Source organism: Streptomyces viridochromogenes, assembly GCF_001270495.1.
GTDB lineage: Bacteria > Actinomycetota > Actinomycetes > Streptomycetales > Streptomycetaceae > Streptomyces > Streptomyces viridochromogenes_A.
In genome coordinates this window covers 115,181-128,069 of sequence record NZ_LGUR01000106.1, presented here as the reverse complement: position 1 = coordinate 128,069, position 12,889 = coordinate 115,181, and the positions used below count along the sequence as shown (strand labels likewise).

Here is a 12,889-nt window from a genome sequence, read left to right as displayed (position 1 = left end):
GGTCTAAACCACATGCCCCTTCAGGGCGCCCTTCGAGTCCCTCTTCAGATCGGCAGGCCCAGCGTGGAAGTTGTCATCGTTCCGGACGCCAAGGCGGGTGGCGAGCTGATAGCCGAGGCCATGGCCCGGCTGCTCGGGCGCAAGCCCGACGCCCTGCTCGGCGTGGCCACCGGGTCGACACCGCTCCCCGTCTACACGGCGCTCGCGGCCAAGGTGCGCGCCGGCGCCGTGGACGTCGCGAGGGCGCGGATCGCACAGCTCGACGAGTATGTGGGCCTGCCCGCCGAGCACCCGGAGTCGTACCGGTCGGTGCTGCGGCGGGAGGTGCTGGAGCCGCTCGGGATCGGGATGGACGCGTTCATGGGGCCGGACGGTACGGCCGAGGACGTGCAGGGGGCTTGCGAGGCCTATGACGCGGCGCTGGCCGAGGCGGGCGGAGTGGACCTGCAGTTGCTCGGGATCGGGACCGACGGGCACATCGGGTTCAACGAGCCGTGCTCGTCGCTGGCCTCGCGGACGCGGATCAAGACGCTGACCGAGCAGACCCGGGTCGACAACGCGCGGTTCTTCGACGGCGACATCGAGCAGGTGCCGCATCACGTCATCACGCAGGGAATCGGGACGATTCTGGAGGCGCGGCACCTGGTGCTGCTGGCCACCGGTGAGGGTAAGGCGGACGCGGTCGCCGCGACCGTCGAGGGGCCGATCGCCGCCGTCTGCCCGGCTTCGGCACTGCAACTGCACCCGCACGCCACGGTCGTTGTCGACGAGGCCGCCGCGTCCAAGCTGAAGCTGGCGGACTACTTCCGGCACACCTACGCCAACAAGCCGGACTGGCAGGGGATTTAGGGGTTTCAGGCGTCCGCCGGGCCCCGTGCGGCGCATGGAGTGTTCGGCAGATCGTCGATGCGTGCGGCGGGCGCCCGCATCGGGGAGCCCGCCGCACGCTTCGCCGGAGACGGCCCGGTTCGCTCCGGGCGGGAGCCGCCGCTAGAGGACGGCGGCCTCGTCCTCGGCCGGCTCGTCCTGGGCGGTCAGGCCGGCCACCCACAGCGGCATCAGCCAGTGGGCCGTGAGGACGACGGCGAGGACGGGGGCCGCATAGACCCGGAGGGCGTCGCCGTCGGCCGCGCCCGCTGCCAGCAGGCCGACCACGGACCCGGCCAGCAGCCAGGTCATCACGCGGTGGGCGCGGGCGAGCACCCGCATGCGGTCCGCCGACTGCCGCTCGTCCAGGGCGCGTTCGCGTAGTTCCAGCAGGCCGCGGGTGGCGCCGTTGATCACGCCGGTCGCCATCATCCAGGGCAGCATGAGCACCGCGGCGACGGCGGCGGGCCACACCGGCTCGGCCGGCGCGAGGCAGAAGTAGCCGATCAGCGCCTCGATGGCCACGGTGAGCGTGACATGCGCGGCGACGACCACCCGGCGGCGCGTGGTCGTGGCGTACAGCGGGCGCCCTCGGCGGTCGTTCATCAACCGCAGCATGCTCCGGTCGTAGCGCGTCAGCTGTGTGGTCGTCATGACTGTTTCCTCCCGTAGACCTCGTCCGTGAGCGGGCGGAACGGTTCGAGGGAGAACAGGGCCTCGACCGGCAGATCGAAGAACTTCGCGATCTTCAAAGCCAGGTCGAGGCTCGGGTTGTACTGCCCCCGCTCGATATAGCCGATGGTCTGGTAGTGGGCTCCCACTGCCTCGGCCAGGCTCTGGCGCGACACCTTGCGCTCGGCGCGCACCATCGCCAACCTGTTGTGTACCTGCTCGCTCATGTATAAGAAGTACTACATTCGAGGGCACAGCTGCAACAGGGAAGGCCGCACATGCGGTCTCACGCGCCGACGATGGCCTCCGCCGCCGCGCGCCCGCACACGCGCGCCGCGCCATGCGTGGCGAGGTGCAGGGCGCCGCGGGGTTCCGCCTGCGGCACGCCCATCTCGACGACGATCGTGTCCGGGCGGGCTTGCACCAGGGTGTCGAGCGCGGTTGCCATCCAGGGGTGGCGGTGTTCGTCACGGACCACGGCCACCACTCGGCGTCCGCCGGCCGCTTCCAGGGCCGCTCGGCCGGCGTCCTCGCCCGTGTAGCTGCCGGTCTCGGTGCCGGGGAGCAGTCGGGCCAGTTCGGCGGCGACGCCCCACGGTGTCTCGTCGCCGACCGCGATGTTCGCGACCGGGGTGAAGGCGGCGACATAGGGCGGTTCGGTGAGGGGGGTGAAGCCCGCCTCACCTTCCGCGCGGGTCACCCGCAACGCGCGTCGGGCCGCGACGAGGCCCACGTCCGTCCGGCCGTCGCCGTCGCCGTCGGTCACCGGTGCCGCGGTCGCCGTCCAGTGGGCAAGCTCGCGGACCCGTTGCGCGGCCTCCGCCAGCCGCTCCTCGGGGAGTTCGCCCGAGCGGACCGCTGCGACCAGGGCGTCGCGCAGGTGTCGTACCGTCTCGTCGTCGGCCAGGCCGCCGCCCACGCAGATCGCGTCGGCGCCGGCCGCGATGGCGAGGACGCTGCCGCGTTCGATGCCGTAAGTCGCCGCGATGGCCTGCATTTCCATGCCGTCGGTGACGATCAGGCCGGTGTAGCCGAGGTCGCCGCGCAGGAGGTCGGTCAGGACCGGGCGGGAGAGGGTCGCCGGGTGGTCGGGGTCCAGGGCGGGGATGAGGATGTGCGCGCTCATCACCGCCCGCGTGCCGGCGGCGATCGCCGCGCGGAACGGGGAGAGTTCGCGGTCCGCCAGCACGTCCAGGGCCGCGTCGATGCGCGGGAGCGCGTGGTGGGAGTCGACCGCCGTGTCGCCGTGGCCCGGGAAGTGCTTGGTGCAGGCGGCGACGCCCGCCGACTGGAGGCCGGTGACATAGGCCGCGGTGTGGCGGGCGACCAGGGCGGTGTCGGCGCCGAAGGAGCGGACGCCGATGACCGGGTTGGCGGGGTTGGAGTTCACGTCGGCCGACGGGGCCCAGTTGAGGTTCACCCCGCAGCCGGCCAGGCGACGGCCGAGTTCGAAGGCCACCTCCCGGGTCAGCTCCACGTCGTCCACCGCGCCGAGGGCGTGGTTGCCGGGGAAGCTGGAGCCGGCCCTGACCTCCAGCCTCGTCACGTCTCCCCCTTCCTCGTCGATCGCGACCAGGACGTCGTCGCGCTCGACCCGCAACTGGGCCGTCAGCTTGGCCAGTTGCTCGGGCGAGGCGATGTTGCGGCCGAACAGGCCGACGGAGGCGAGGCCCTCGCCGAGCCGGCGCAGCAGCCAGTCGGGGGCGGTGGTGCCGGTGAAGCCGGGCTGCAGAACGGTCAGGGCATCGCGCGTCAAAGTGTCGGTGGCGCTGGCGATTGTCGTCATCGGGTTGCGTTATCCCTTCACCGCGCCGGCCGTCAGGCCGCTGACGGCCCTGCGCTGCAGGAAGACGAAGAGGATCAGGATCGGGATGGCGAAGAGGGAGGACGCCGCCATGGTGGCGCCCCAGTCGTTGCCGAAGGCGGTCTGGAAGCTGGACAGCCACAGTGGCAGGGTCTGTGCCTCCGCCTCCTTGTTCAGCACCAGGACCAGGGGGAATTCATTCCATGCGGTGATGAAGCCGAACAGCGACGTGGACATCAGGCCCGGGGCCAGCAGCGGCAGGATCACCTTGCGGAAGGCCTGGGCGCGGCTGCAGCCGTCGACCATCGCGGCCTCCTCCAGCTCCCGGGGCACCGCGGCGACGAAGCCGCGCAGCGTCAGGATGGTGAAGGGCAGGATCATCATCATGTAGAAGACCGTCAGCGGCACGAGGCTGTTCAGCATCGACGCGTCCCGCACGATCATGTACATCGCGATGATCATGACCTCCCAGGGCGCCATCTGGGCCAGCATGAAGCCGATGACGAAGCCCCGCCGCCCCTTGAACCGCATCCGGGCGAGGGCGAAGGAGCCCGCGAGCGCGACGAGCAGGGCGAGACCGACCGCGCACAGCGTGACGATCAGCGAGTTGGAGACGTACGTCCAGAAGTGGTCGACGCCGGTCGCCCGCTTGAAGTGCTCGAAGGTGATGTCGGTCGGGAACCAGACCGGGTCCTCCGAGATGATGTCGCCGGTCGGCTTGAAGGCCGTGGAGAACATCCAGTACACGGGGAAGACGAAGCCGATGAACAGGACGACGGCCGTGACGTTGGGCCACAGACGGCCGAAGAGCGAGCGCTTCACAGCTCGTCCTCCTCTTGCTTGAGCACGATCCGCAGGTAGTAGGCGGTGAGGCCGAGCAGGATCAGGATGGTCAGGACGGCGATCGCCGCGCCCATGCCGTAGTGCTGGTTGCCGACGCCCTCGATGTAGGCGTAGACGGGCAGGATCTCGGTGAGCCGGTCGGGGCCGCCGCCGTTGATGGTGAAGACCTGCACGAACGCCTTGAAGACCCAGATGATCTCCAGGAAGGTCGTGGCGTAGAGGAACGGCCGCAGGAAGGGCATGGTCACCGTGGTGAAGCTCTTCCAGGCGCCCGCGCCGTCGAGCGACGCGGCCTCGTAGAGCTCGCTCGGGATGGTGGTCGTGGCGGCGTAGAGGTTGATCGCGACGAACGGGATCGACATCCAGACGATCAGGACCGTGACCACGAAGAACGTCGACATCTGGCTGCTGGTCCAGCTGTAGTCGGCCATGGAGTGCCAGCCCAGCTTGTCCAGGACCCAGTTGACGACACCGAAGCGCTGCGCGAACAGCCACTGGTAGACGGTGGTCGCGGCGACCACGGGCATCGCCCAGGCCAGCACGAGCCCGACCAGCAGCATGACCCGCATCCGCCGGCCGAGGCGGGCGAGCAGCAGGCCGACCAGGGCGCCCAGGACCATGATCAGGACGACGTTGACCGCCGTGAACAGGATCGAGCGCAGGGTGACGCGCCAGAAGTCCTCGCCGGTGAGGACCTCCTTGTAGTTGTCGATGCCGTTCCACTCGGTGACGTGCTGGATCAGCTGCGCCATGTTGAGGTTCTGGAACGACAGCAAAACGTCCTTCAGCAGCGGCCAGCCGAGCAGCAGCACGGTGGCCGCGCAGGCCGGCAGCAGCAGGAGGTACGGGGTGAGCGTGCCGGCGCGGGACGCGGCTCGGCGCCGCGGTCCGGCGGGCCCGCTCTCATCCCTCTTGGTCACGTCCACCGGGCCGGAGGGCGGCCGTTCGGTCTGCACGGTCATGCTCGCGATCTCTCTTCTCGGCCTTCTCGGCCTCTCGACCTACGTACGTAGACCCGCGTGCGGTCGCCGGGGCGGGAGGCGGCATGCACATCCCCCACCCCGGCGCGAACACCGGCGCCTTACTGCGGCTGCTTACTGCTGCTGCGCCAGGCGCTTGTTGAACTCGTCCTCGACCTGCTTGGCGGCCTCGGCCGGGGACTTGCCGTTCAGCACGGCGGTCATGTACGTCTTGATCGGGTTGGGCGCGTTCTCCACGGCGGCCCACTCCGGGATCAGCGGCGTGGTGCCACCGCCCGCGGCGGCCGGCGCGGCGGCCTCGGCGACGGCGTTGCCCTTGAGGTTGGTCTGCAGCGACTCCTTGTTGGGGATGACGCCGTTGAGCTTGGCCAGCTCGCCCTCGTACTGGTCGGACAGGGCGATCTTCAGGAACTCCTTGGCCAGCTCCTGCTTCTGGCTGCCCGCGGCGACCGCGAGGTTGGAGCCGCCGAGGAAGACACCCTCGGGCTTGTCGGCCGTGGCGCCGGGGATCGTGAAGTAGCCGATCTCCTTCTCGATCTTCGGGTTGGCCTTGATGGCGATGCCGGCCTCCCAGCCCATGCCGATGAAGGCACCGACGTTGCCCTTGCCGAAGACCTCGCCCTGCTGCGGGGTCGCCTCGTCCTTGTCCTTGGGCGCCTTGGACAGGGCCTGGAACTTCTTGTACGTCTCCATGGCGGCGGCGATCTTCGGGTCGTCGAGGTTGGAGACGTACTTGTCGCCGTCCTTCTTGACCAGCTCGGCGCCCTCACCGATGGTCAGGCCGACGAAGTGGTACCAGTTCTGGCCGGGCAGGTAGATGGGCTCGGCGTCGGTCTTCTCGCCGATCTGCTTGAGGTCGGCGTAGAACTCGTCGCGGGTCTTGGGGGTGTCCTTGATGCCCGCCTCGGCCCAGACCTTCTTGTTGTAGAGGACGACGCGGTTGGCGAAGTACCACGGGGCGGCGTACTGCTTGCCGTCGTAGATGGACGACTCGTTGAGGGACGCGGCCCAGTCGGCGCCGATCTCGGTCTTGAGGTCGGCGAGGTCGGCGAGGCCGCCGGTCTTGGCGTAGGCCGGGGTCTGGGTGTTGCCGATCTCGAAGACGTCCGGCGGGTTCTCCTCGGACAGGGCGGTGGTCAGCTTCTGCTGGATGCCGTTCCACTGCTGGATCTCGAACTTGACCTTGGCCTTGGTCTTCTTCTCGAAGGCGGCCTGGACGTCCTTCTGCCACTGGTCCGGGGAGGAGCCGTCCATCACCCACACCGTGAGCGTCTGGCCCGCGTACCCGTCCGCCCCGGCCTTGTCCCCGCCGTCGCCGTTGTCGCCCCCGCACGCCGCCAGCGAGATCATCATGCCCGCGACACCGATCGCGGATATCAGCTTGCGCTTCACGCCACCCTCCTCAGGGATGCCCACACCTCCCCCGCCAACAGGCCGGGACCTGGACCAATGGTGTAGACCAGTAGGGGGAGCTTGGACCAGACCACGAAGCGTGTCAAGGGTGGCCGAATAGCCCCTGACCAGCCGTTATGGGACCTACATATGCAGGAACCTTTAAGTAAGAAGGCAGCGAAAACACGGACTCCGGAGTACGCTCGTCCGCTAGACCACATGACGCTGTGGACTAGACCAAAAGAGGCGGGCGACGGTATACAGAAGGGATCACGATGTGACCCGCATCCGGAGCCGGGAAGGCAGACCATGAGTACCGATGTCAGCAGTGCGGAGAACGAGGGTGGGGCAGGCGTTCGCACCGCGCGCGTGCCCAAGTACTACCGCCTGAAGAAGCACCTGCTCGACATGACGGAGACCCAGTCGCCCGGCACCCCGGTCCCGCCCGAGCGCACCCTGGCCGCCGAGTTCGACACCTCGCGCACCACCGTGCGCCAGGCCCTCCAGGAGCTGGTCGTCGAGGGGCGCCTGGAGCGCATCCAGGGCAAGGGCACGTTCGTCGCCAAGCCGAAGGTCTCCCAGGCGCTCCAGCTCACCTCGTACACCGAGGACATGCGCGCCCAGGGCCTCGAACCCACCTCGCAGCTGCTGGACATCGGCTACATCACCGCCGACGACCGCCTCGCCGACCTGCTCGACATCACCGCCGGCGGCCGGGTGCTGCGCATCGAGCGGCTGCGCATGGCGAACGGCGAGCCGATGGCCATCGAGACCACCCACCTGAGCGCCAAGCGCTTCCCGGCCCTGCGCCGCTCCCTGGTCAAGTACACCTCCCTCTACACCGCGCTCGCCGAGGTCTACGACGTCCATCTCGCCGAGGCCGAGGAGACCATCGAGACCTCCCTGGCCACCCCGCGCGAGGCCGGCCTGCTCGGCACCGACGTGGGCCTGCCGATGCTGATGCTGTCCCGGCACTCGATCGACAAGACGGGCGAGCCCGTGGAGTGGGTGCGGTCGGTGTACCGGGGCGACCGGTACAAGTTCGTGGCCCGGCTCAAGCGCCCTCAGGATTAAGGCACTTCCGGTATCCGGTACCGCACGCGGTGTAGCGCAACCGCGCGTCCTGCCCTACGTTCCTCCCGTCGCCGCATGGACGGGAGGACTCCCCGGTGCGTACCGCGAATCCCCGAACCATCGTCATCTGGACCCTGGTCGCGCTGGTCGGTGCCGCCGGGTGGACCGTGCTCGCGCTCTCGCGCGGCGAGGAGGTTTCCGCCGCCTGGATGGTCGCGGCCGCCCTCGGCTCGTACGCGATCGCCTATCGCTTCTACGCCAAGTTCATCGCGTACAAGGTCCTGAAAGTCGACAGGACCAGGGCCACCCCGGCCGAACGCCTCAACAACGGCATCGACTTCCACCCCACCGACCGCCGCGTCCTCCTCGGCCACCACTTCGCGGCGATCGCGGGTGCCGGGCCGCTCGTCGGGCCGGTGCTGGCCGCGCAGATGGGGTATCTCCCGGGCACGATCTGGATCATCGTCGGCGTGATCTTCGCGGGCGCGGTCCAGGACATGGTGGTGCTGTTCTTCTCCACCCGCCGTGACGGACGTTCGCTGGGGCAGATGGCGCGCGAGGAGATCGGCCCGTTCGGCGGCGCGGCCGCGCTGCTGGCCACCTTCGTCATCATGATCATCCTGCTCGGAGTGCTGGCCCTGGTGATCGTCAACGCCCTCGCGCAGTCCCCCTGGGGCACCTTCTCCATCGCGATGACGATCCCGATCGCCCTGCTGATGGGCTTCTACCTGCGGGTCCTGCGCCCCGGCCGGGTCGCCGAGGTCTCCCTCATCGGTGTCGGGCTGCTGCTGTTCGCGCTGGTCGCGGGCCGCTGGGTCGCCGAGTCGTCATGGGCCGACGCCTTCACCCTCGCACCCTCGACGCTGGTCGTCTGGATGGTGGCGTACGGCTTCATCGCCTCGATCCTGCCGGTGTGGATGCTGCTCGCGCCGCGCGACTACCTGTCGACCTTCATGAAGATCGGCACGATCGTCCTGCTCGCCCTCGGCGTGGTCATCGCCCTGCCGACGCTGAAGATGGACGCGGTGACGGACTTCGCCTCACGCGGCGACGGCCCGGTCTTCGCGGGATCCCTGTTCCCGTTCGTGTTCATCACCATCGCCTGCGGCGCCCTGTCCGGCTTCCACGCGCTCATCTCCTCCGGTACGACGCCGAAGATGATCCAGAAGGAGACGCAGATCCGCGTGATCGGCTACGGCTCCATGCTGATGGAGTCGTCGGTCGCCGTGATGGCGCTGGTAGCGGCGAGCATCATCGACCCCGGCCTGTACTTCGCGATGAACGCGCCCGCCGGGGTCATCGGCGACACCGTGCAGAACGCCTCGCAGGTCGTGGGCAGTTGGGGCTACCAGATCTCCCCCGAGGCGCTGGCGCGGGCCGCGGAGAACGTCGAGGAGTCGAGCCTGCTCTCCCGGACCGGCGGTGCCCCCACGCTCGCCATCGGTGTCTCGGAGATCTTCTCCGAGGTCACCGGCGGGAGCCTGCGCGCCTTCTGGTACCACTTCGCGATCATGTTCGAGGCGCTGTTCATCCTGACCGCGCTGGACGCCGGAACCCGCGTGGGCCGGTTCATGCTCCAGGACATCCTGGGCAACGTCTACCGGCCCTTCAGGAACGTCAGCTGGAAGCCCGGGCTGGTCATCACCAGCGCGGTGGTGTGCGGCCTGTGGGGCTACTTCCTGTGGGTGGGCGTCCACGAGCCCCTCGGCGGCATCAACCAGCTCTTCCCGATCTTCGGCATCTCGAACCAACTGCTCGCGGCGGTCGCCCTCGCCGTCTGCACGACCCTGCTGGTGAAGTCCGGACGCCTCAAGTGGGCCTGGATCACCGGGGTTCCGCTCGCCTGGGACGCCACGGTGACCCTCACCGCCAGCTGGCAGAAGGTCTTCTCCAGCGACCCGAAGGTCGGCTTCTTCAAGCAGCGTCAGGTCTTCCAGGACGCCATCGACCGGGGCGAGGTCCTGCCGCCCGCCAAGACCATGGACGACATGCACACCGTGGTCACCAACTCCACGGTGGACGGCGTTCTCTCGGCGTTCCTCGCGCTACTGGTGGTCGTGGTGATCGTCGACGCGACCCGCGTCTGCGTCCGGCACGTCCGCCGCCCTGCCCTGTCCACGCTCAGTGAGGCGCCGTACGTGGAGTCGAAGATCATCGCTCCGGCCGGGCTGATCGCCACGAAGGAAGAGAAGGAGGAGGAGAGCCGTGCGGTCGTTTCGGCTGGCACCCCGTCCGAGGCCGGCACCCAGCCTCCGGCGGGTCCTCAGTAGCGTGCGCTGGTATGTGCGCGAGCTGACCGACGAGTCCGCGTACGACCGCTATGTTGCATATGTACGGCATGAGCACCCGGACGCCGAGGTGCTCTCCCGGCGTGACTTCGAGCGGATGCGGACGGGCCGTCAGGAGGCCGACCCGCGCCAGGGGTTCCGCTGCTGCTGAACGCAGCGCGGCCGCAGGACTGCCACACACACCAATCCTCCACATCCGATATGCGGACAGGGTCTTCCGCTGTAGTTGCGCCGTCACCTACATTGCCTGCGCGTTTCACAGGTGATCAGTGAGGGGACGGAGCCGTCAGATGTCAGATGCCCCAGAGGTGAACAGAGGGCTGGTGACACCCGTGCGTGTCGTCATCGCGCTCTGTCTCGTCGCGCCCTTCGTGGCGATGTTGTGGGTGGGTTCGTACGCCAAGACCGACCCGGAGTTCGCCGGCATCCCGTTCTTCTACTGGTACCAGATGCTGTGGGTCCTGATCTCCACGCTGCTGACGATGGTCGCGTACAAGCTGTGGCAGCGTGACCAGCGCGCGCGTGCCTCCCAGAAGGGCGGTGCGCCGGAATGAACGACGGCGTGAACGGCGTGGCACTCGCCGTCTTCATCTTCTTCTTCCTGGCCGTGACGGTCATGGGCTTCCTCGCAGCGCGCTGGCGCAAGGCCGAGAACGAGCACAGCCTCGACGAATGGGGCCTGGGCGGCCGGTCGTTCGGCACCTGGGTCACCTGGTTCCTGCTCGGCGGCGACCTGTACACGGCGTACACCTTCGTGGCGGTCCCGGCGGCGATCTACGCGGCGGGCGCGGCGGGCTTCTTCGCGGTGCCTTACACCATCCTCGTCTACCCGCTGATCTTCACGTTCCTGCCCCGCCTGTGGTCGGTCTCACACAAGCACGGCTATGTGACGACCTCGGACTTCGTACGCGGGCGCTTCGGCTCGAAGGGCCTGTCGCTGGCCGTGGCCGTCACCGGCCTCCTGGCGACGATGCCGTACATCGCGCTCCAACTCGTCGGCATCCAGGCGGTGCTGGACGTGATGGGCGTCGGCGGCGGCGAGAACACGAACTGGTTCATCAAGGACCTCCCCCTCCTCATCGCCTTCGGTGTGCTGGCGGCGTACACCTACTCCTCGGGCCTGCGCGCCCCCGCGCTGATCGCGTTCGTCAAGGACACGCTGATCTACATCGTCATCGCGGTGGCGATCATCTACATCCCGATCAAGCTGGGCGGGTTCGACGAGATCTTCACGGCGGCGAACGAGAAGTACACGGCAGCCAAGGCCGGCGGTCTGGTGCCGCCGGAAGCGGGCCAGTGGACGTACGCCACGCTGGCGTTGGGCTCCGCGCTCGCGCTGTTCATGTACCCGCACTCGATCACCGCGACGCTCTCCTCCAGGAGCCGTGAGGTGATCCGCCGCAACACCACGATCCTGCCGCTGTACTCGCTGATGCTCGGCCTGCTGGCCCTGCTGGGCTTCATGGCGATCGCGGCCGGCGTCAAGGCCACCAACCCCCAGCTGGCGATCCCGCAGCTCTTCGAGGACATGTTCCCGTCCTGGTTCGCGGGCGTGGCCTTCGCGGCGATCGGCATCGGCGCCCTCGTCCCGGCCGCCATCATGTCCATCGCGGCGGCGAACCTCTTCACCCGCAACATCTACAAGGACTTCATCAAGCCCGACGCGACGCCCGCGCAGGAGACCAAGGTCTCCAAGCTGGTCTCGCTGCTGGTGAAGGTGGGCGCCCTGGTCTTCGTCCTCACCATGGACAAGACGGTCGCGATCAACTTCCAGCTGCTGGGCGGCATCTGGATCCTGCAGACCTTCCCGGCCCTGGTCGGCGGCCTGTTCACCCGCTGGTTCCACCGCTGGGCCCTGCTGGCCGGCTGGGCGGTCGGCATGGTCTACGGCACGGTCGCCGCGTACGGCGTCGCCTCCCCGACCCAGAAGCACTTCGGCGGCTCGGCGAAGGAGATCCCGGGCATCGGTGAGATCGGCTACATCGGCCTGACGGCGTTCGTGCTCAACGTGGTGGTCACGGTGGTCCTGACCTTCGTCCTGAAGGCCGCGAAGGCCCCGGAGGGCATCGACGAGACGAGGCCGGAGGACTACACGGCGGACGCGGGCGACCCGGGCGTCGAGGTCGAGCTGCCGCCGGCTACGGCGGGCACGTCGCACTGAGTACCTGAACCCGGCATCGGCGGGCCGTCGGAGAAATCCGGCGGCCCGCCGTCTTGTGTGTCCGGCACACTCACCCGCATGGACATCGCGATCCGGCAGGCGCAACCCGACGAGTACGACGCCCTCGGCGACATCACCGCCCGGGCCTACCTCCAGGACGGCCTCCTGGACTTCGGTGAGCGTGACGAGTACCTCGGCGAACTGAGGGACGTGGCCACCCGGGCGGCCGCCGCCCAGGTCCTGGTGGCGGTCGGGCAGGGCCGGCTGCTGGGCGGTGTGACCTTCGTGCCGAGCGGCGGCCCCATGGCCGACATAGCCCGCTCCGGCGAGGCCGAGATCCGGATGCTCGCCGTCGACCACGCGGCACGCGGACGGGGCGTCGGCGAGGCCCTCGTGCGCGCCTGCGTCGACCGCGCACGGGCCACGGAAGCCTGCGGACGCATCGTCCTGTCGACCCAGCGCACCATGCACAGCGCCCACCGCATCTACGAACGCCTGGGCTTCGTCCGCACACCCGAGCGCGACTGGAACCCGGTCCCGCATCTCGTCGGCATCACTCTGCTCACCTATGAGTTGACGCTCTGAAACCACCGCGACACAACATCTGGGGGTGACACGACAGCCCGGCACAAGATGTATGCTCATGCTCGCTGTCGCCGCAGGGGAATCCGGTGCGAATCCGGAACTGTCCCGCAACGGTGTACTTGTGCATACCTGTTCCCAGAACCGTGCACAGGAGTCAGTCCGAGGACCTGCCGACAGCGCGCCCGGCCACCCGGCCGGCGCGCCTGACGTCCGGGCCTCGTGG

The 12,889-nt window shown here is 68.7% G+C and carries 13 protein-coding genes and 1 riboswitch; of the genes, 7 read left to right on the top strand and 6 right to left on the bottom strand.

Annotated elements, in window-relative coordinates:
* Positions 1-63: 63 nt before the first annotated feature.
* A complete protein-coding gene (gene nagB / locus ADK36_RS11425; RefSeq protein ID WP_048582084.1) occupies positions 64-849 on the top strand; it encodes a glucosamine-6-phosphate deaminase in 786 nt (261 codons plus the stop codon).
* 141 nt (positions 850-990) lie between these two features.
* On the opposite strand, the gene ADK36_RS11420 is transcribed toward nagB, so the two are convergent.
* From ADK36_RS11420 to ADK36_RS11395, 6 genes are all read right to left on the bottom strand, one after another.
* On the bottom strand, positions 991-1,521 hold the full coding sequence (locus ADK36_RS11420; protein ID WP_048582085.1) for a hypothetical protein: 531 nt from the start codon (positions 1,519-1,521) through the stop codon (positions 991-993).
* Positions 1,518-1,766, bottom strand: coding sequence for a helix-turn-helix transcriptional regulator (locus tag ADK36_RS11415; RefSeq protein WP_031479464.1), 249 nt, complete (start codon positions 1,764-1,766; stop codon positions 1,518-1,520). The genes ADK36_RS11420 and ADK36_RS11415 overlap by 4 nt, the downstream gene beginning before the upstream one ends.
* A gap of 59 nt (positions 1,767-1,825) precedes the next feature.
* The gene (locus ADK36_RS11410) at positions 1,826-3,325 is read right to left on the bottom strand and encodes a glycoside hydrolase family 3 protein (RefSeq protein WP_053197211.1); all 1,500 of its coding nucleotides are present in this window, start codon (positions 3,323-3,325) and stop codon (positions 1,826-1,828) included.
* 9 nt (positions 3,326-3,334) lie between these two features.
* Positions 3,335-4,165: a carbohydrate ABC transporter permease gene (locus ADK36_RS11405; protein WP_048582087.1), complete on the bottom strand. Its 831-nt coding sequence runs from the start codon at positions 4,163-4,165 to the stop codon at positions 3,335-3,337.
* Positions 4,162-5,148, bottom strand: a complete 987-nt coding sequence (locus ADK36_RS11400) for a carbohydrate ABC transporter permease (RefSeq protein ID WP_048582088.1) — start codon at positions 5,146-5,148, stop codon at positions 4,162-4,164. Before ADK36_RS11400 ends, ADK36_RS11405 begins: the two co-directional genes overlap by 4 nt.
* Positions 5,149-5,280: 132 nt before the next feature.
* Entirely contained in the window at positions 5,281-6,558 is a 1,278-nt protein-coding gene (locus ADK36_RS11395; protein WP_048582089.1) for an extracellular solute-binding protein, read from the bottom strand.
* 309 nt (positions 6,559-6,867) lie between these two features.
* Between ADK36_RS11395 and ADK36_RS11390 the strand changes: the two genes are divergently transcribed.
* The 6 genes from ADK36_RS11390 to ADK36_RS11365 all read left to right on the top strand — a co-directional run bounded on the left by ADK36_RS11390 (position 6,868) and on the right by ADK36_RS11365 (position 12,666).
* Positions 6,868-7,632, top strand: coding sequence for a GntR family transcriptional regulator (locus ADK36_RS11390; RefSeq protein ID WP_048582090.1), 765 nt, complete (start codon positions 6,868-6,870; stop codon positions 7,630-7,632).
* 95 nt (positions 7,633-7,727) lie between these two features.
* Positions 7,728-9,902, top strand: coding sequence for a carbon starvation CstA family protein (locus ADK36_RS11385; RefSeq protein WP_053197209.1), 2,175 nt, complete (start codon positions 7,728-7,730; stop codon positions 9,900-9,902).
* Entirely contained in the window at positions 9,853-10,071 is a 219-nt protein-coding gene (locus ADK36_RS11380; protein WP_053197247.1) for a YbdD/YjiX family protein, read from the top strand. Before ADK36_RS11385 ends, ADK36_RS11380 begins: the two co-directional genes overlap by 50 nt.
* Positions 10,072-10,210: 139 nt before the next feature.
* The gene (locus ADK36_RS11375; RefSeq protein WP_078916260.1) at positions 10,211-10,474 is read left to right on the top strand and encodes a DUF3311 domain-containing protein; all 264 of its coding nucleotides are present in this window, start codon (positions 10,211-10,213) and stop codon (positions 10,472-10,474) included.
* Positions 10,471-12,081 (top strand): monocarboxylate uptake permease MctP, encoded by a 1,611-nt coding sequence (gene mctP / locus ADK36_RS11370; RefSeq protein WP_048582092.1) that lies wholly within the window; start codon positions 10,471-10,473, stop codon positions 12,079-12,081. The genes ADK36_RS11375 and mctP overlap by 4 nt, the downstream gene beginning before the upstream one ends.
* A gap of 78 nt (positions 12,082-12,159) precedes the next feature.
* Entirely contained in the window at positions 12,160-12,666 is a 507-nt protein-coding gene (locus ADK36_RS11365; protein WP_048582179.1) for a GNAT family N-acetyltransferase, read from the top strand.
* 52 nt (positions 12,667-12,718) lie between these two features.
* A riboswitch (cobalamin riboswitch) is annotated at positions 12,719-12,855 on the top strand.
* Positions 12,856-12,889: the final 34 nt, after the last annotated feature.